This window comes from Montanilutibacter psychrotolerans, from assembly GCF_003719825.1.
Classification (GTDB): Bacteria; Pseudomonadota; Gammaproteobacteria; order Xanthomonadales; family Xanthomonadaceae; genus Montanilutibacter; species Montanilutibacter psychrotolerans.
Genome location: NZ_RIBS01000003.1, coordinates 123336 through 141801 on the forward strand (window position 1 = coordinate 123336; position 18466 = coordinate 141801).

The following is an 18466-nucleotide window of genomic DNA, read 5'->3' on the forward strand; positions in this document are numbered from 1 at the left end:
TTGTGATCTCGCGGCAGCTTGTTCAATCGGGGTGGTGCCGGCCGTCGCGGAGCCCTCGTAGGATGGGTTGAGCGCAGCGATACCCATCGCACGCCATCGCACGCCATGGCGCGCCAATGCGCCAACTGCAATCCCGAGGGCGGGACGGATCGGCGTGGCAGTTTCGGCATTCGCCAGGATTTGTTGCCTTCGCTCCCGGCCGGAGCCCGGCTTGATGGGTATCGCTGCGCTCAACCCATCCTACTTCGCGAGTCGTGCTAGTCGCCCAGCGTCGCCGCCTGCACGCGGCTGGCGAATTCGTCCAGGCCGGCGGCGTCGGGATCCAGCGCGCGCGCCGCGTCGAGCGCGACGCGCGCGGCCTGCAGTTCGCCGGCGCCGAGACGCTCGTCGCCGACGGCAATCCAGCGCTGGGCCAGTCGTCGCCGCGCCGCCTGCACCCTGGCACCTTCGCCTTCCAGCACCGCGCTGGCGTCCAGACAGGCTCGCGCGCGAACCAGCCGGTTGCCGCGCAGGGCGTCTTCGAAGCAGGTGCGCGCGGCGGGCAGCAGCCGTGCCGACGCCGCCTGCACGTCGGGGTCACGCGGGGCCAGCGCACGCGCCGCGCGGACACGATCGAAGGCGCTCTCGCCCGGCGGCTCGAGCAGCTCGCCACGTGCCTCGGCCGCCGCGGCTTCGTGAAGCAGCTGGCGAAGGCGAGCGCGCTGGTCACGGTCGAGCCGGCCGTCGCGAAGCTGCGCCTGCGAACGTCGTGCGCGTTGCAGGTGCTCGCGCGCGACGGCTACCTCGGCCACGCTGGCGTCGGCGGCTTCTGCTTCGCGCAGCGCCGCCAGGGCGAGATCGAACTGGAAGTCCGCGGCCAGGCGCTGGCTTCGACGCGCGTGCGCGCTCGCCACGGCGGCCAGACCGCGCGCGGCTTCGGCGTCGTCGGGCGCAATCGCGACCAGTTCGCGGTAACCGGCCAGCGCGGGTCCGAGCCGTTGGCCGCGCAGGTCACGGTCGGCACGGCGCCGGCGTTGCTCGATGCGCCCGACGAGGTCGGACAGCGCGTCGGGCAGGTCGACGTGGCCGGCGTCGGCCGCCTGCACCTGGCGGATCTGCCCGGCCGCTTCGACAAGCTCGCCGCGCGCAAGCCGTTTCCGCGCCTGCTGCAGCAGGTCGGCCAGGATGTCCTCGCGGCCTTCCAGCGCCGTGGTGTGGTTTGGCTGCAACGCCAGCACACGCTGGTACAAGGGCAACGCCGCGTCCTCTGCCCCCTCCAGGCGACCGGCCGCGCGCGCCGCGGCGGCGCTTTCGAGCAGCCCGTCGATGCCGGCCAGCGCGGCTTCACGGCGACGCAGCTCCATGGCCAGCGTGTCGGCCTTGGCGCGCGGCACCTGCAGCTCGCGCGCCAGCATCAGCGCCGAACGGGCATCGTCGATACGGCCATCGGCCAGCGCGGTTTCTGCCTGCACTAGCGCCGCGCGGCCCACGCGCGCCAGGCCATCGCGCGCGTCCGGGCGGTCGGGATCTAGCGCCACGGCGGCCGCGTACAACTCACGCGCGCCGGTCCCGTCGGCCGCGCTGAGTCGGCCTTCGCGCAGGGCCGCCGCTGCGTCGTGGCGCAGTTGCTGGCCGCGCGTATCGGGCCACAGCCAGTCCGACAACGGCCGCCGCAACAGGCCCAGCACCAGCGCCAACGCCAGCAGCGCCAGCGCCCCCGCCAGCAGCCCGCGGCGGGTCCATCGCCGCGGCCAGTGCGCCAGCGGCCCGGCAATCCGGCGCAGTGTCGCCAGCGCCCTGCGCGCTCGCGATGCGGTGGGGCCTGGGGGTTGGGTCGAAGGAGCGCGCGTCACCGCAGCAGCATAGACGCGCGACGTGTCGACGATGTCATCGCGGGCACTCAGTGACGGTGCGCATGTTCGACACCGGGCAGCGCCGACAGCTTGCCCAGCAGGGTCGACAACTGGCCGTAGTCGGCCACCCGCAGGCGCATGCGGATGCGCACCTGGGCGGCATTGCGCTCGAACTCGCTGTGGATGCTGGCGACATGCGCGTTGCCCTGGGCGATCGCGTTGGTGACTTCCTTGAGCAGCCACTTGCGGTCCAGCGCGAGCACCTCGACGTCCACCTCGTAGCCACCACCCAGACGCCCCCACTCCACCGGCAGCACGCGTTGCGGTTGCGAGACGGCGAGACGCTGGTAGGCCGCGCAATCGGGCCGATGCACGCTGACGCCGCGACCGCGCGTGAGGTAGCCGGCGATCGGCTCGCCGGGTAGCGGCTGGCAGCAGCGCGCCAGTTGCACCAGCAGGTTGCCGACGCCTTCGACGGTGAAGTCGCTGGCCTTGCGTGGCGGCTTGCGCGACCCGGGAGTCGGCAGGGCGCCGTGGCCGCCAGTGCCGGCCGAAGGCGGCGGCGCGGTGGCGGCACGCTCGTGTTCGAGCAGCACGCGCCCGACCTGGTGCGGGCCCAGGTCGCCCAACGCGACGTGCACGTACAACTCGCCGTCGCTGTCGAAATTGAAGCGCTCGCGTGCTGGCGCAAGGTCGGCGCCGAGCACGCCCAGCCGGCGCAGTTCCTTGTCGAGCAGCTCTTTGCCTGCCGTCTCGTTGCGCGCGCGATCGAGTTTGTGGAACCAGTTGCGCACCTTCTCCCGGGATCGCGCGCTGGCCAGGAAACCGTTGGCCGCGACCAGCCAGTCGCGGCGCGGCTCGCCGGTCTTGGCGGTCATGATCTCGACGCGATCGCCACTGCGCAGGCGGTGGTCGAGCGGCACGATGCGACCGTCGACCTTGGCACCGCGGCAGCGGTGCCCGACCTCGGTGTGCACGTGGTACGCAAAGTCCAGCGGCGTGGCACCCGAGGGCAGGTCGATCACCTCGCCCTTGGGCGTCAGCACGTAGACGCGGTCCTCGACCAGTTCGGTGCCCAGCTCGCCCGCCAGCGCCGCCTCACCGTCGGCACCGGCCTCGATGAGCTTGCGCATCCAGGCGATCTTTCGTTCGAACGCGGCGTCCGCGCCGCCACCGGAACCTTCCTTGTACTTCCAGTGCGCGGCCACGCCCAGCTCGGCCTGGCGGTGCATGTCGAAGGTGCGGATCTGCACTTCGAGCGTCTTGCCCTCCGGCCCGACCACGGCGGTGTGCAGCGAGCGGTAGTCGTTGCGCTTGGGGCGGGCGATGTAATCGTCGAACTCGCTGGGCACCGGCGCCCAGGTGGCGTGCACCACGCCCAGCGCTGCGTAGCAGGCCGCCACGTCGTCCACCAGCACCCGCACCGCGCGCAGGTCGTACAGCTCGCCGATCGGCACGTCCTTGCGCTGCATCTTCTTCCAGATGCTGTAGATGTGCTTCGGGCGACCGGCCACCTCGGCCCGGACGCCCTGGGCGGCCATCGCCTCGGCCAGCGTGCGCTTGACCTGGTCGATGTAGCGCTCGCGCATCGTCCGCTTCTCGTCGAGCAGACGGGCGATGCGCTTGTAGGTGTCCGGCTCGAGGTAGCGGAACGCGAGGTCTTCCAGCTCCCACTTGAGCTGCCAGATGCCGAGTCGGTTCGCCAACGGGGCGTGGATGTCGCGGGTCAGTTCGGCCAGCTCGCGACGCTGGGCGTCGTCGAACAGATCGGCATGGCGCATCCGCGCCAGCTGGCGCGCCAGCAGGATGGGCACCACGCGCATGTCGCGCACGATGGCCAGCAGCAGCCGGCGCAGTCCCTCGCTGCCGGCCTTGCCACGATGCTCGGCGTGCAGCGCCCACACCTGTCCGGCCGCGCGCTGGCCATCCAGCAGCGCAGCCACCGCCGGGTGTGCCTTGTCGAAGCCGGCGCCGAGGCGTTCGTGCACGGAAGGCAATGCATACAGGATGGCCGCGGCCACGCTGTCGCCATCGGCATCCAGCCTCGCCAAGGCGTCCAGCGTGGCCAGCCGCACCGGCAACGGATCGACGCCGCCCACTGCGCCGGGATCGTCGCCTGTCGCACGCAAGGCGTCGCGCAGGGACGGTGCAAGCGCGGCTGCCGCGGGGTGCGCGAGCAAGGTGGCGAGTGCGTCTGACGGCGTCGTGATCATGCGGGTGTGCTGGGTCGCGCCGTGCGTAGCGCGGTTGGAGGGAATGACTACACTAGCCAGCATCCGTCCGGAGGAACACCCCATGCTTTCGATCGCGCACCGTCACGCCGTCCGTGGATTTCGCCGCACCGCTCTGCGTCCGTTGGCACTGGCCGCGTTGCTGCTGCTCGCACCGGCGGCGATGGCGCAGCAGGCCACCGACCAGCCGATCGAACAGCAGATGAGCCCGGAGCAATTCCGCGCCGCGGGCCTGGACAAGCTCAGCACCCAGGAGTTGGCCAACCTCAACGCCTGGCTCAACAAGACGCTCGAGGTCGAAACCACCAAGGCCGCCAGCCTGGCCAAGGACAAGGTCGAGACCGAGAACCGTGGCTTCCTCAGCTTCGGCTCCGACGACCCCATCGTCGGCCGCATCGACGGCGAGTTCCGTGGCTTTGGTCGCGGTCGTACCTGGACGCTCGACAACGGCCAGATGTGGGAGCAGACCGACGACGCGTCGCTGGCCGGCGTACGCCTGGATGCGCCGCAGGTCAGCATCGCCCCGGGCATCGGCAACGCCTGGTACATGGCGGTCAAGGGCTACAACACCCGCGCCAAGGTCCGCCGCACGAAGTAAGCCGGCCCCGCGGGCAGGGCCAACGGGTAGGAGCGCGGCGAACGAAGCCGCGCTGCCTCCCTATCAGCCAGCGGCCTGTCTCAACCCGCGCCGCCGCGTGTCGCGCATCAACGCAGCTGCGCCAGCCGGGTTGCCAGTTTCTTCGGCGACACCGCGCCGCGCGTGCCCAGTTCCTGCGCGAACAACTGCACGCGCAGTTCCTCAATCTCCCACCGCAGCGCCTGCCAGCCCTCGGCCTGATCGCCGCGCTCAAGCGCCACGGCCAGCGCATCGGAAAACGGTTTGACCTCCAGCATGCGTGCCTGGTCCTTGACCGGGTCGCGCAGCGCGCGTTCGCCACGCAATGCCAGCGCCTTGAGGTAACGCGGGTACTCGCGCAGCACGCTGGCCGGCACGTCGCGCAGGAAGCCCGGCGGCGTCAGCGTGGCCAGGTGCGAGCGCATGTCGTCGAGGTTGCCACTGGCCCAGCCCATCAGTGGCGATTCGAGCTTGGCGCGGGCTTCGCCAACGGCCGTCAGGATGGCTTCGGCCTGTCGCAGGCGCTCCATGGCCTCGCCGAACACCTGCCGGCCGACCTGATCGCGAACCACGGCAAACGCCCCGTTGTCGCGGACCGTGTCGAGCCCCTGATCGACCAGTGCCGCAAACGCGCCGTCGACGAGGTCCGCGCGCAGCCGGTCGCCGTCGCGCAGGCTTTCCGCCTCGCCGCCGCGACGCGGCGCCTGCGACTCGATCGCCGCGTACAGCAGGCCGGTCTTGGCCGCCACGGGCAACTGCTTGCGCGCCTGCTTGAGCTTGTCGGCCAGCGCGATTGCGAGCAGCCGGCGTACGCCGCGCGGGTGTTCGCGCTGCGCGACGGCCCGCTCGGCGTGCACGCGCAACGACACGCTGTCGCCGTCGTCGTGCAGCGCAGGATAGGCCGGCACGCCGCCGGCACCGGGCACTGACGCCGGGATGGGCGTCTCGGGAAACGCCACCAGGCCGCTGCGCGCCATGCCGTCGGCGGCCTTGGCCGCGAATGCCGCCGCCGCGCGCGTACCGAAGCGCTGGCGCAGATCGTCGAGGTCGCGCGAATCGGCCAGCACGGTCTTGCCGTCGCGGTCGAACAACCGCAGGTTGATGCGCAGGTGCGGCTCCAGCGTACTTTCGTCGAACTCGGTGGCGTTCAATTCGGCACCGGTGACCTTGCGCAGGAAGCGCGCGAGCGTGCCGGCGAAGCTGTCGGCATCGCCCTGCGCGTAGGCCTCGTGGAAGGCGCGCGCGAAGTCCGGCGCCGGCACGAAGTTGCGCCGCTGCGCCTTGGGCAGCGAGCGGATCAGCGCCGCGGCCTTGTCGGCAACGAAGCCCGGCGCCAGCCACGACAGACGCACCGGATCCAGCGCGTTGAGCAGGTGCAACGGCACGGCGACGGTCATGCCGTCGTCGATGGCACCGGGGTCGAAACGGTACTGCACGGCCAGGCGCGCATCGCCGAGCGCGATCCACGCCGGAAAACGCGCGGCCTCGCTCTCGTCGCCGATCATCAGGTCGGCCAGCGACCACTCCAGCGCGGCCTTCGCCGGCGCGTCGAGCTTGCCGTACCAGGCGTCCAGCGCATGCGCGTTGTGCACGTGCGCGGGCAGCCGGTCGAGGTACCACTGCGCCATCCACTCCTCATCGACCACCACGCCGGCGCGGCGTTGCTTGGCCTCTTCCTCGCGCGCCTTGGCGAGCGTGGCAAGGTTGCGCTGCACGAATGCGGTGCGAGTGTTGATCTCACCGGTCACCAGCGCATCGCGGGCGAAGATGACGCGGCTCTCCTCGGGGTACAGCGCGCCGTAGTGCACCGGCCGCTTTGGCGCCAGCACCAGGCCGAACAGGCTGATCTGCTCGCTGCCGACCACGCGCCCCTGCGAGCGCGCCCAGTGCGGCTCGTGGTGGCGTCGCGCGAGCAGGTGTTCGAGCTCCTGGATCGCCCAGTCGGGCTCGATCGCGGCATTGGTCATCGACCACACGCGCTCGGTGTCGAGCAGGGTCGCGGCCAGCACCCACGGTGGTGGCTTCTTGGCCAGCGGCGAGCCGGGGAACAACTGGAACTTGCGCCCGCGCGGCCCGTCGTAGCCGCCACCGCCCTTCTTGTCGGCCGGCTGTGCGCGGTGGCCGATCTGGGTGGGCAGGCCCGCGATCAGTGCGCGGTGCAGCATCGTGTAGGCGCCGCTGTCGATCTCCCCGGCGATGCCGTTGGCTTGCCAGCCCAGGTCGTCGGCCATCAGCTTGAGCTGGCGATGCAGCTCGCGCCACTCGCGCATGCGCAGGAAGCCCAGGAAATGCTTCTCGCACCAGCTGCGCAGCTTGGACTGGGTGAGTTCTTCGTGCGCGGTCTGGTACGCATCCCAGAGCTTGAGGATGCCGACGAACTCGGATTTGGAATCGGCGAATTCGGCGTGCGCGTTGTCGGCCGCGGCGCGCTGGTCGGCTGGCCGCTCGCGAGGCTCCTGGATGCCCAGGAACGACGCGATCGCGAGCATCTCGCGCAGGCAGCCGTGCTGGTTGGCGGCCACCAGCATGCGCGCCAGCTTCACGTCCACCGGCAGCCTCGCCATCTGTCGGCCGATCGCGGTGAGCTTGCGCTCGCGCGCGTCGTCGGCCATGTCCACCGCGCCCATCTCGCCCAGCTGCTGCCAGCCATCGGCGATCGCGCGCGGATCGGGCGGTTCGAGGAACGGAAAGTCCTCGATCCGGCCCAGGCCCAACGACAGCATGCGCAGGATCACGCCGGCCAGCGCGGCGCGACGGATCTCCGGGTCGGTGAAGCGCGGCCGCGACTCGAAATCGGGCTCGTCGTAAAGGCGGTAGCAGGTGCCCTCGGAAATGCGTCCGCAGCGGCCTTTGCGCTGGTCGGCGCTGGCCTGGCTGATCGGTTCGATGTGCAGGCGATCGAGCTTGCCGCGCGGGCTGTAGCGCTTCACGCGCGCCAGGCCCGGGTCGACCACGTAGCGGATGCGCGGCACCGTCAGCGAGGTCTCGGCGACGTTGGTTGCCAGCACGATGCGACGCTTGACGCCGGGATTGAACACGCGGTCCTGGTCGCGCACCGACAGGCGCGCGTACAGCGGCAGCACCTCGGTTTCGCGGTACTTGCGTCGTTCGAGCGCCTGGTGCGCGTCGCGGATCTCGCGTTCGCCCGACAGGAACACCAGCACGTCGCCGCGCGGGTCCTCGCGGGTGATCTCGTCGCAGGCGGCCACGATGCCGTCATTGACGCTGCGCTCGCCGGCGTCTTCGCCCTCGCCTTCCAGCGGCCGGTAACGCACGCTCACCGGGTAGCCGCGGCCCTCGACGTTGACCACCGGGGCATTGTCGAAATGCGCGGCAAAACGCTCGGTGTCGATCGTCGCGGAGGTCACGATGACCTTGAGGTCGTGGCGCTTGCGCAGCAGCTGCTTGAGGTAGCCCAGCAGGAAATCGATGTTGAGGCTGCGCTCGTGCGCTTCGTCGATCAGGATCGTGTCGTACTGGCTCAGCCAACGGTCGGACTGGATCTCGGCCAGCAGAATGCCGTCGGTCATGAACTTGATCGCCGTGCGCTCGCCGACGTTCTCGTTGAAACGCACCTGGTAGCCCACCGCGCCACCGAGCGTCGTGTCCAGTTCCTCGGCCACGCGTTTGGCCACCGCACGCGCGGCGATCCGGCGCGGTTGCGTGCAGCCGATCATGCCCGCGGCGCCACGACCGGCGGCCAGGCACAGCTTGGGCAACTGGGTGGTCTTGCCCGAACCGGTCTCGCCGGCGATCACCACCACCGGGTGAGCGCGGATCAGCTCGACGATGCGCTCGGCCTCGGTCGCGATCGGCAGCACCGGATCGACGGGCGCGTTGGGAAGCGCCGCGGCGCGCGACGCGCGTGCGGCCACCGACAGCGCCAGCGCCTGGGCGAACGCGCCTTCGGCCTGGGCGTCGTCGGGTTTGCCACTCCAACGCGACCACAGGCCGTGCAGGCGACCACGATCGCGGCTCTGTCCGCCGTCGATGGCAGCACGCGCACGCTGCAGTTCGGCCTGGCGCGCCGGGCTGATGGCCACTGCGGCGGGCTTGCGCTCACGCGCCTGTCCACGCTCGCCATCGGACTTGGCGGCGCGTTCTGCCGGGCGACCGGCGGCGCGATTGGCCGCACGATCACGCGCAGGGCCACGCTCGGCGCCACGCGCCTTGCCGGTCGCGTCACCGCCGGGTTTCGCGGCGCCGGTGTCAGCGGCGTGGCGATTGCCGGTTTCGCGGCCAGCCGGGGCCGTGGGCGTGCCTGCGGGCGCGTCCGGTGCATTGGCATTGGGCGGCTTGCGACGACGGCGTCGTGACGCGGTCTTAGCGTTGGCGTCGATAGGGTTCATGCGGGTTGCAGCTCAAGCATCCGGTTCACACGGCAACGGCCGCGGCGCTATTGTCGCGCAAACTCGGCCACAGCCCTTGCACGATGCGCGCACGCGCGCACGTCACCGCGCTGCCGGACTGCACGAACCTTCCCGAGCCACCGCTTCGCCCTACACGGAGACACCTGCATGGCCAAGACCAAGACCACCAAGCCCGCCAAATCCAAGGCCGCGCCCACGCTCGACCAGGCTGCCTCGCCTGCGGCGGCGGGCAGCAAGGCGCCGCTGATCGATATCGGCATCGGCGCGGGCGACCGCAAGAAGATCGCCGAGGGCCTGGCCCGCTTCCTGGCCGACAGCTTCACGCTCTACCTCAAGACCCACAACTTCCACTGGAACGTCACCGGGCCAATGTTCAACGCCCTGCACGTGATGTTCGAAGGCCAGTACACCGAAGAGTGGACCGCCCTGGACGACATCGCCGAGCGCACGCGCGCACTGGGCTTCAACGCGCCGGGTTCGTACGCCGAGTTCATCCGCCTGACCTCGCTGCCGGAAGAGCCGGGCCTGACCGAAGCCGCCGATTGGCGCGAGATGGTGCGCCAGCTCGTGGTCGGCAACGAAGCGGTTTGCCGCACCGCGCGCAAGGTGCTGTCCATCGCCGACGACGCCGGCGACGACCCGACCGTCGACCTGCTGACCCAGCGCCTGAACATCCACGAAAAGAACGCCTGGATGCTGCGCTCGCTGCTGCAGTAACCCCCGGGGTTCCGCGCGACGCGTGGTTGGGCATCGATTGGCCCGTCCCAACCCCGTCGCGGCCCTCGCTCACCCCGGCAGGAGCTGTTTGCCGCTCCTGCACGGTCGGTGCAATGCCCAGCGGGGTGTGTTGCGCCCCCGGCCGATGCCCTGCCCCTGGCGTTAGCTGAACGGCGCGGCGTTTGTCACCGCACGGAGCGCCGCGCTTGACCCGCTTGGTACCCTAGGCGGATGAGTCAACGCGCCCTCGACCTGCTCCGCCACACCTTTGGCCACCCCGCGTTCCGTGGCGAACAGGCGGACATCGTCGACCACGTCGCCGGCGGCGGTGACGCACTGGTGCTGATGCCCACCGGCGGCGGCAAATCGCTGTGCTACCAGTTGCCGGCGCTGTTGCGCGACGGCTGCGGCATCGTCGTCTCGCCGCTGATCGCGCTGATGCAGGACCAGGTCGAGGCCCTGCGCCAGCTCGGCGTGCGCGCGGCCTACCTCAACTCCACGCTCGATGCGGCCACCGCCGCCGAGGTCGAACGGCAGTTGCTGGCCGGCGAGCTGGAAATGCTCTACATCGCCCCCGAGCGCCTGCTCGGCGCGCGCACGCTGGCGCTGCTCGACCGGGCGCGAATCGCCTTGTTCGCCATCGACGAGGCGCACTGCGTTTCGCAATGGGGCCACGACTTCCGCCCCGAATACCGCCAGCTGACCGTGCTGCACGAGCGCTGGCCCAACATCCCGCGTGTCGCCCTCACCGCCACCGCCGACGCGCCGACCCGACGCGAAATCGCCGAGCGGCTGGGCCTGGACGACGCGCGCCAGTTCGTCAGCTCGTTCGATCGCCCCAACATTCGTTACCGGGTGGTGCACAAGGACGGCGGCACGCGCCAGTTGCTCGATTTCCTGGCCGCGCACCGTGGCGACAGCGGCATCGTCTACGGGTTCTCGCGCAAGCGCGTGGACAGCGTTGCCGAGCAGTTGCGCAAGGCCGGGATCGACGCGCTGGCCTATCACGCCGGCATGGACGCGGCCTCGCGCGCCGCGCACCAGCGCCGCTTCCTGCAGGAGGACGGCGTGGTGATGGTTGCCACCATCGCGTTCGGCATGGGCATCGACAAGCCCGACGTGCGCTTCGTCGCCCACGTCGACCTGCCCAAGTCGATCGAGGGCTACTACCAGGAAACCGGTCGTGCCGGCCGCGATGGCGCGCCGGCAGAAGCCTGGCTCTGCTACGGCCTGGGTGATGTGGTCAGCCTGCGGCAGATGATCCAGCAGGGCGAGGCCGGCGAAGAACGCAAGCGCCTGGAGCTGGCAAAGCTGGACGCGCTGCTGGGCTATTGCGAATCCACCCAGTGCCGTCGCCAGGCGCTGCTGGGCTGGTTCGGCGAGCCGCACGCGGGCGCCTGCGGCAACTGCGACAACTGCCTGCATCCGCCGCAGAGTTGGGACGGCACGCTGGCCGCGCGCAAGGCGCTGTCGTGCGTGTACCGCAGCGGTCAGCGGTTCGGCGCGGCGCACATGATCGACGTGCTGCGCGGCGTGCGCAGCGACAAGGTCGGCCAGCACGGCCACGACAAGCTCAGCACTTGGGCCATCGGCACGGACCTGGACGAACGCCAGTGGCGCAGCGTGTTCCGACAGCTGGTCGCCAACGGCCTGCTGGAGGCCGATGTCGAGCGCCACGGCGCGCTGTTCCTGACCCCGGCCGCGGCGCCGGTGCTGCGCGGCGAGCGCGAACTGCGTTTCCGCAGCGAACCCGCGCCGACGCCCCGACGCAGCAAGCGCGACACCGTCGCCAGCCTGGTGGCCGCCGACCTCGCTCCGGCCGCGCTGGAGCGCTTCAACGCGCTACGAACCTGGCGGGCGCAGATGGCGCGCGAGCAGAACGTTCCCGCCTACACGATCTTCCACGACAGTACCCTGCGTGCGATCGCCGAAGCCGCGCCGGACGATCTGGACGAGCTCGCGCACATCGCCGGCATCGGCAGCCGCAAACTCGAGCACTACGGCGAGGCCGTGCTGCAGCAGTTGTTCGACGCCGGCTGAGGCGGGCCGACGCACCTCGCCCGGCTGCCCGCACGCCCGCGCGCCGGGCAAACAAAAAGGCCGGCCTCGCGGCCAGCCTGTCGTGAGATTCGTTCGGGATCGTGGAGCGACCCGGTACCGTCGACATTCTGAGGTTGGGCTGCAAGGGCGGAACATCCCCCATCCACCATCTCAGTCCAGCTTCTCAATCACGTCCAGCAGCGTTGTCTTGCGCTCAGGGGCGGAGATCAGTTCATTGACCGCGTTGCGCAGAGCGTCCTTGCTGCGCATGGCGCGGTAGTGACTGCAAATTGCCCCGACGGCCCCTTCCGCGAGGTCGCTCTCAATGCGTCGCAAGATGGTCTGTCGGCGGATATTGGCGAGCTTCTCGTCGTTCGCAGCGATGTCTTCTTCGTACTTCTTGCGAGCAACCGGATCCGTGATGAGCGAAGGATCAGCTCCGGGCATCAGCACCACATCGCCTTGTTCTGGCGGGGAAACTTGACGGAACACCCGCTGATTCGGATCAAAGTTCGGGTCGATATTCCGGTCGACCAGATCCAACAGACCAAGCCAAGCGTGAAGAGCCTTGGTTTGAATAGCGGCTTTCGTATCGGGCGCACTTTCGTCGGACGGGACTACTTGTGAAATGGCCCGGTACGCGAGGACCAGCAACTCCGGATCTCGACTTGTGCGGAACTCTCCCGCACGAAGCTGTGCGGCCAAGAGGTAGTTTTCATTGTCGGTCATGGATGTCGCCCCTGCGAGGGCGGCCGCCAAAAGCGCTATCGCAAATCGTGTGCGCACGAGTCAGCGAATGTGAAGGCTCGAAATAACAACGTCTCGGACAATCCATATGCTTTCGCTGAGTTCCAAGTAAGCCACGGGAATCATCATCACCGGCCGCCGCGGTGAACTTCTGACGAGAACGGCTTCACCGGATCGGACTTCAAGCGTCCAAGGACCGATGTTGGCAATGCCGTCCTCGGCGATGAAACAGTTTGCCGATGCGGCTTCTACCGCGAGGGCAGCGAAATCCGCGTTCTCGGGCCTACTGCGAAGTTTCGCAATCAAGGCGGACTTGATCTGCTCCAGCTCGCTTAGGTTGATGGTCACTTCGCCATTCGCTAAAGCGAGCAGTGCGTGACGTTGTGCCGGGTTCGGGATGCTCATTTGCCGTCGACCTCCGTTTTCAATGGCGCAGCTTGCCGTCGCTAGAAGGACGATAAAAAGCCATGGTAAGTGCCTCATGATTCAAGGTCCGGGGGCGGCAGCTGGGCCACTTTCGGGAACGCCAGGGCATTTCCAAGCGGACGTTGGGAGGGATTGTTCACCGGTGATGGTCAGCACCTTTGCGGGCAACGCATCGCCCCTTCTAGCCGTACGTGTGGATCCGTCCATTGGTTGCCGCAACCGAACGCGCCGACTGAATCGCCACGGGTTCACTAGACATCTCCGACCCGAACATTACGACAATCACGGAGGCGTGTTTGATCGGCAAGCGGCACTCGGACGTGCTTAAGCCGAAGCGGGCGCGTAGGTGCTTATACGGTGTTGCTCTAGGCGCGATGTCGCCACCGCCCTGGGTCAGTATCGACTCGTCGTATGTGTCGACTTGCGAACCAGCCAAGGCCCGCAGGCGCGGCAGCCCGATACAGCGCAATCAACGGGAGTACGGCGCTTGCGAGTCGCGCTAAAGGCAACTCAGTGCCTTGTGATCAAGCCGGGTTACGCCAGCCCAGAAACGACAAAGGCCGACGCGATGGTCGGCCCAGGTGCTTGATGCGGGATGGTGGGTCGTGAAGGATTCGAACCTTCGACCAAAAGATTAAAAGTCTTCTGCTCTACCGACTGAGCTAACGACCCATCGTCGCCCGGCCTTGCGCCGGGGCCGGCATTCTAGCGCAGCCGGCCCGGTCGGTCAGCCCTGTCGTGCAGGCGGGTTCACGTAACGCGTCGGATCGGGCACGCCGGCCGCGGCGAAGCCCTCGGCACGCAGGCGGCAGGCGTCGCAATGGCCGCAGGCGCGGCCGTCGGCGTCGGCCTGGTAGCACGAGACCGTCTGCGCGAAGTCGACGCCCAGGCGTAGGCCTTCGCGGACGATGTCGGCCTTGCTCAAGTGCTGCAACGGCGCGTGCACGCGCAGGCCGGCGCCTTCGACACCGGCCTTGGTGGCCAGGTTCGCCAGCGCTTCGAACGCGGCGACGAACTCGGGCCGGCAGTCGGGGTAGCCGGAGTAGTCCACGGCGTTGACGCCGCAGAAGATGTCCGCCGCGCCCAGTACCTCGGCCCAGCCCAGCGCGACCGACAGCATGATGGTGTTGCGCGCCGGCACGTAGGTCACCGGGATTGCGTCCTTGACCGCGTCGCTGCCGATGGCGTGGCCGTCCTCGTCGGTCGGCACGGAGATTGACTCGTCGGTCAGCGCCGAGCCGCCGATGCTGCGCAGGTCGACATTGACGGTCTTGTGCGCCACCGCGCCCAGCGCGGTGGCGACCCGATCGGCTGCCTCCAGTTCGGACGTGTGGCGCTGGCCGTAGCGCACGCTGAGCGCGTGCACGGCGAAGCCCATCTCGCGGGCGATGGCGACGACGACGGCGGAATCCATTCCCCCGGAAACGAGGACGACAGCAGGTTTCATGGGCGACTCGGTGGTGAATGCAGGTGGGTGTCACGGGAAGGGCGACCGGGCGGTCTGTGTCGCGATCTCCCGGCAGGCGCATCAACCGCGCCGCGGTGGGCGACCGCACGGAGCTGGCGCTAGCGGCCGGGCTCGTCGTTCCAGAGGATCTTGTGCAACTGCAGCTGGAAACGCACGGGCAACCGGTCGGCCACGATCCAGTCGGCCAGGTCGCTGGGCTTGATCTGGGTGAAGCTGGGCGAGAACAGCACGTCGCAGATGTCGGTCAGGCGGTGCTCGGCCACGATGCCGCGCGCCCAGTCGTAGTCCTCGCGCGAGCAGATGACGAACTTGACCTGGTCGTGCGGGGTCAACAGCGCCAGGTTGCTCCACAGATTGCGGTGCACCTCGGCCGAACCCGGGGTCTTGATGTCGAGCACGCGCGACACGCGCAGGTCGACCTCGCTGATGTCGATCGCGCCGGAGGTTTCCAGCGAGACCTCGTAGCCGGCATCGCACAGGCGCTTGAGCAGGCCGATGCAGCGCTTCTGCGCGAGTGGCTCGCCGCCGGTCACGCAGACGTGGCGTGCACCGTAGCTGGCGACCTCGGCCAGGATGGCGTCGATGTCGTGCCACTGCCCGCCATGGAACGCGTAGGCGGTGTCGCAGTACTGACAGCGCAACGGGCAGCCGGTCAGGCGCACGAACACGGTGGGCCAGCCGATGGCGCGGGCCTCGCCCTGCAACGACAGGAAGATCTCGGTCAGCCGCAGGCGGTCGGGCGACGCCTGCGCCGCCTCGTCCGGAACGGCATTCATCGTCGCACCTACCGCTGGAGGCGGCCGAGCTGCAGAGCGCTCAGCCGGTCGGCCGCGACGCGCGCAGCGTCGGTGCCGGGATAACGCGTGGTCACTTCCGACAGCGTGCGCTCGGCGGCATCGGTCTGGCGAAGGCCCTGCTGCGACAGCCCGACCTTGAGCAGCGCGCCAGGCGCCTTGTCGTGGGTGGGATAGCGCTCGAGCAGTGCCTGGAACTGGCCCAGCGCGAGCTGGTAGTTCTGGGTGACGTAGTAGCTCTCGCCGAGCCAGTACAGCGCGTTGGGCGCGTAGGCGCCGTTCGGGTGCTGGTCGAGGAAGGCATGGAATTCGCGCGCGGCGCCGCTGTAGTCGCCACCCTTGAGGGTGTTGAACGCTGCGTCGTAGGCCTCGCGCTCACCCGCACCCATCGCCACCGCGCCGGCATCGCCGTACACGGTCGGCGCGGTGTCCTGCGCGGCCGGGGCGGTGTCCACCGCGGCAGACGGCGGCGCCGGAGGCGGTTCGACTGGAACGTTCGCACGCGTGGCGCCCGTGTCACCGCCCTCCAGGCGATTCACGCGCCCGTCGAGGTCGATGTACTGGCTGCGGGCGGTCTGCTTGAGCTGGTTGTTGGCCTGCTGCAGTTCTTCGATCTGGGCGCGCAGCGCCTGGACCTCGGTCTTGAGCTGGCTGACCTGGTTGAGCAGGTCGACATTCGCCTGGTTGGCGGCGGCGCGCTGTTCGAGCACGGCGACGCGGTCGGCCAGGCTCGCGCGTTGGGCGTACGCCGGTGCGGCGGCCACGAGGGCCGCCGCGAGCGTCGCCGGGACTAGCAGTTTGCGCATCGTCACGACAGGTATTGCTCCGCTGGATTACTTGGCGGTGTAGATGATCTCGACGCGACGGTTGCGCGCCCAGCAGTCTTCGTTCGACTCGGTGCAGACCGGGCGCTCTTCGCCGTAGCTGGTCACCGTGATCTGGCTGGCCGAGCCGCCGTTGGCCTGGACGGCCGACGACACCGAGTTGCCACGGCGCTCGCCCAGACCCAGGTTGTACTCGCGGCTGCCGCGCTCGTCGGCATTGCCTTCCAGGGTCATGCGCGAGGACGGGCGGTCACGCAGGTACTTGGCGTGGCAACCGACGATGGCCTGGAATTCCGGCTTCAGCGCGTCCTGGTCGAGATCGAAGTACACCACGCGCTGACGCAGGCAGGCATCGGTATCGAGATCGCCCGGGCCATAAGCGCCCGAAGCGACCGGGCCAGTGGTGGTGCCCGGGGTGGTGGTTCCGGAGGTATCAGCCGGCTCGACGGGCTTCACGTCCTTCCGGCACGCAACGGCGCCGGTGGCAATGAGAGCGATGAGCAGGATGCGCGCGGTGGTGGTCATGGTAGTTCCTCGTCGTCAATGGCGTGGGACAGGGTGCAGCGGATTGCTTCGAATTGTTCGTGCCAACGGAGCGGATCGGTTGATCGAATCTACTGGCTGGACCTGCATCCCGGGCTGGCGGGCCAGTCCGGAAAGGCGTTCCGGCGGATTGCCGGACCGGTTGGTCGTGGCGACGGATCGGTCACGAACCTTCGAAGCGGATGGTCGAAACGGGTGGTCGGTCAGCGGTCTGAACGGTGGAGCGGCTCGCGCGTCCGTGATCACCGGGGCAGGCGGAAAGGCCCCCACGAGGGTTCGCGGACATCGCCGTCAGCCAGTACCAGGCGCTGACGCACCCGGCCATCGGCTGACACGGCATAGAGCACCCCCCTGCGCCCTTCGCGCGCAGCATAAATGATCATGCTGCCGTTCGGGGCGAAGCTGGGCGACTCGTCGAGCGAGCCGGGGGACAGCGTGTCCCAGCGGTCCGAGCCGAGGCTGCGGTCCATGATGGCGATGCGGTAGTTGTTTCCGGCGCCCTGGGCGGTGGCGATCTTCTTGCCGTCGAACGACACGCTGGCACTGGCGTTGTAGCTGCCCTGGAAGGTGACGCGGCTGGCGCCGCCGCCGCCCGCGCCGACCTGGTAGATCTGCGGCTTGCCGCCGCGGTCGGACGTGAAATAGATCGTGCTGCCGTCGGCGCTCCAGGTCGGCTCGGTGTCGATGCCGAAGTGATTGGTCAGCTGGGTCAGCGCGCGGCTGCCCAGGTCCATCACGTAGATCTCGGGGTTGCCGCTGCGCGACAGGGTGAGCGCCAGGCGGCGGCCATCGGGCGAGAACGCCGGCGCGCCGTTGATGCCGCGGAACTTGGCAACCAGTTCGCGCGCGCCGGAGTTGATGCTCTGGAGGTAGATCGAGGAACTACCGCCCTCGAAGCTCACATAGGCCAGGCGCGTCCCATCCGGGCTCCACGACGGGGACAGCAGCGGCTCGGTCGAACGCACCACGGTCTGCGGGCTGTAGCCGTCCGCGTCGGCAACCATCAGCGCGTAGCGCGCATCGCGGCCGAGGCCCGTCGCGGTGACGTAGGCCATGCGGGTGAAGAACGCGCCACGCACGCCGGTGATCTTTTCGTAGATCGCATCGGCGGCCTGGTGGGCGACGTCGCGCATGGCGTTGGCGCGCGCGGTGAGGGCGAATCCGAGCATGCGCTCCTGGGTGCCCACGTCGAACAACTCGTATTCGAGCCGGTAGCTGCCGGCGCCGGCATCGAGCACGCGACCCACCACGAGGTAGTTCTGGTTGAGCGCGCGCCAGGTCGCGTAGTTGACCTCGCTGCCACGGGTCGGGCGCTCGGCGATGCTGGCCTCGGGCAGGCCGCGGAACTGGCCGGAACGGTTGAGGTCGGCGGTGATCACCTCGGCCACGTTGGTGGCCGGCGCGGCGCCGCTGCCCTGGTAGGGCATGGGAACCACCGCGATCGGCGTCGCCGAGGCGTTGCCGCCGACGATGTCGAGCTCAAGCCCCTGCTGCTGGGCCGCGGCGGCGAACGGAAGGATCAGGGCCAACACGCTGGCCAGCCAGGGCAGAACTCGCTTCATCGCTACATCCATTCGAACAGTCCTTGCGGATCGGGGGCTTTCTTAACAGTTAGACAGTGAAGGCTGGCTCACGGCTGAACCGCCTGGCCGTCCGAGGTCATGGCCAGCGCAACACACGCCGATCGCGCCGACATCCGTCCCGGGCCCTGCCCAGGCGCATCCGGACCGATGGCATCACCGGTCGCAGGCGCCTTGGCGCAACCCCGTTCATCTTACCCGCTGCCCGTGACACGCCGGCGCGACGCTGTCGCGAATCGATAATTCCGCGCCCGGACCGCCTCCCGGCAAGGGCAGCG

13 protein-coding genes and 1 tRNA gene are annotated in these 18466 nt (G+C 69.2%); 3 read left to right on the forward strand and 11 right to left on the reverse strand.

All coding sequences use genetic code 11. From position 1 onward, the window contains the following. Nucleotides 1–257 precede the first annotated feature (257 nt). Together EER27_RS07360 and EER27_RS07370 are read right to left on the reverse strand one after the other, a co-directional pair. Complete coding sequence (locus EER27_RS07360; protein WP_223807217.1) at nt 258–1832, reverse strand: hypothetical protein; 1575 nt, start codon at nt 1830–1832, stop codon at nt 258–260. 47 nt (nt 1833–1879) lie between these two features. Continuing rightward, nucleotides 1880–4045: a RelA/SpoT family protein gene (locus EER27_RS07370; protein WP_123087393.1), complete on the reverse strand. Its 2166-nt coding sequence runs from the start codon at nt 4043–4045 to the stop codon at nt 1880–1882. A gap of 82 nt (nt 4046–4127) precedes the next feature. Between EER27_RS07370 and EER27_RS07375 the strand changes: the two genes are divergently transcribed. Next, nucleotides 4128–4661 (forward strand): hypothetical protein, encoded by a 534-nt coding sequence (locus EER27_RS07375; RefSeq protein ID WP_123087394.1) that lies wholly within the window; start codon nt 4128–4130, stop codon nt 4659–4661. A 107-nt stretch (nt 4662–4768) separates the two neighbouring features. Here the strand turns inward: EER27_RS07375 and hrpA are convergent, their stop codons facing one another. After that, the gene (gene hrpA, locus EER27_RS07380; protein ID WP_123087395.1) at nt 4769–9028 is read right to left on the reverse strand and encodes an ATP-dependent RNA helicase HrpA; all 4260 of its coding nucleotides are present in this window, start codon (nt 9026–9028) and stop codon (nt 4769–4771) included. Between the two features lie 168 nt (nt 9029–9196). Here hrpA and EER27_RS07385 point away from each other — a divergent pair, with 168 nt between their 5' ends. After that, the gene (locus EER27_RS07385; protein ID WP_123087396.1) at nt 9197–9766 is read left to right on the forward strand and encodes a Dps family protein; all 570 of its coding nucleotides are present in this window, start codon (nt 9197–9199) and stop codon (nt 9764–9766) included. A gap of 231 nt (nt 9767–9997) precedes the next feature. Beyond that, on the forward strand, nt 9998–11806 hold the full coding sequence (gene recQ, locus EER27_RS07390) for a DNA helicase RecQ (RefSeq protein WP_123087397.1): 1809 nt from the start codon (nt 9998–10000) through the stop codon (nt 11804–11806). A gap of 171 nt (nt 11807–11977) precedes the next feature. On the opposite strand, the gene EER27_RS16915 is transcribed toward recQ, so the two are convergent. From EER27_RS16915 to tolB, 8 genes are all read right to left on the reverse strand, one after another. Beyond that, a complete protein-coding gene (locus EER27_RS16915; RefSeq protein WP_148040978.1) occupies nt 11978–12535 on the reverse strand; it encodes a hypothetical protein in 558 nt (185 codons plus the stop codon). 60 nt (nt 12536–12595) lie between these two features. Further along, the gene (locus EER27_RS07400) at nt 12596–12958 is read right to left on the reverse strand and encodes a hypothetical protein (RefSeq protein ID WP_123087399.1); all 363 of its coding nucleotides are present in this window, start codon (nt 12956–12958) and stop codon (nt 12596–12598) included. A 617-nt stretch (nt 12959–13575) separates the two neighbouring features. Next, nucleotides 13576–13651 (reverse strand) — tRNA-Lys (locus tag EER27_RS07405). Nucleotides 13652–13706: 55 nt separating this feature from the next. Further along, a complete protein-coding gene (gene queC / locus EER27_RS07410; RefSeq protein WP_123087400.1) occupies nt 13707–14426 on the reverse strand; it encodes a 7-cyano-7-deazaguanine synthase QueC in 720 nt (239 codons plus the stop codon). 119 nt (nt 14427–14545) lie between these two features. Beyond that, a complete protein-coding gene (gene queE / locus EER27_RS07415; protein ID WP_123087401.1) occupies nt 14546–15223 on the reverse strand; it encodes a 7-carboxy-7-deazaguanine synthase QueE in 678 nt (225 codons plus the stop codon). Between the two features lie 8 nt (nt 15224–15231). Further along, on the reverse strand, nt 15232–16047 hold the full coding sequence (gene ybgF / locus EER27_RS07420; RefSeq protein ID WP_123087402.1) for a tol-pal system protein YbgF: 816 nt from the start codon (nt 16045–16047) through the stop codon (nt 15232–15234). Nucleotides 16048–16074: 27 nt separating this feature from the next. Next, on the reverse strand, nt 16075–16590 hold the full coding sequence (gene pal, locus EER27_RS07425; RefSeq protein WP_123087403.1) for a peptidoglycan-associated lipoprotein Pal: 516 nt from the start codon (nt 16588–16590) through the stop codon (nt 16075–16077). Nucleotides 16591–16850: 260 nt separating this feature from the next. After that, complete coding sequence (tolB, locus tag EER27_RS07430; RefSeq protein ID WP_123087404.1) at nt 16851–18170, reverse strand: Tol-Pal system beta propeller repeat protein TolB; 1320 nt, start codon at nt 18168–18170, stop codon at nt 16851–16853. Between the last annotated feature and the right edge of the window lie 296 nt (nt 18171–18466).

Bases quoted from the DNA above. Each gene is read 5' to 3' on its own strand.
- EER27_RS07370 (WP_123087393.1), bottom strand. From the start codon at position 4,045: ATGATCACGACGCCGTCAGACGCACTCGCCACCTTGCTCGCGCACCCC.
- EER27_RS07375 (WP_123087394.1), top strand. From the start codon at position 4,128: ATGCTTTCGATCGCGCACCGTCACGCCGTCCGTGGATTTCGCCGCACC.
- hrpA (WP_123087395.1), bottom strand. From the start codon at position 9,028: ATGAACCCTATCGACGCCAACGCTAAGACCGCGTCACGACGCCGTCGT.
- EER27_RS07385 (WP_123087396.1), top strand. From the start codon at position 9,197: ATGGCCAAGACCAAGACCACCAAGCCCGCCAAATCCAAGGCCGCGCCC.
- recQ (WP_123087397.1), top strand. From the start codon at position 9,998: ATGAGTCAACGCGCCCTCGACCTGCTCCGCCACACCTTTGGCCACCCC.
- EER27_RS16915 (WP_148040978.1), bottom strand. From the start codon at position 12,535: ATGACCGACAATGAAAACTACCTCTTGGCCGCACAGCTTCGTGCGGGA.
- EER27_RS07400 (WP_123087399.1), bottom strand. From the start codon at position 12,958: ATGAGCATCCCGAACCCGGCACAACGTCACGCACTGCTCGCTTTAGCG.
- queC (WP_123087400.1), bottom strand. From the start codon at position 14,426: ATGAAACCTGCTGTCGTCCTCGTTTCCGGGGGAATGGATTCCGCCGTC.
- queE (WP_123087401.1), bottom strand. From the start codon at position 15,223: ATGAATGCCGTTCCGGACGAGGCGGCGCAGGCGTCGCCCGACCGCCTG.
- ybgF (WP_123087402.1), bottom strand. From the start codon at position 16,047: ATGCGCAAACTGCTAGTCCCGGCGACGCTCGCGGCGGCCCTCGTGGCC.
- pal (WP_123087403.1), bottom strand. From the start codon at position 16,590: ATGACCACCACCGCGCGCATCCTGCTCATCGCTCTCATTGCCACCGGC.
- tolB (WP_123087404.1), bottom strand. From the start codon at position 18,170: ATGAAGCGAGTTCTGCCCTGGCTGGCCAGCGTGTTGGCCCTGATCCTT.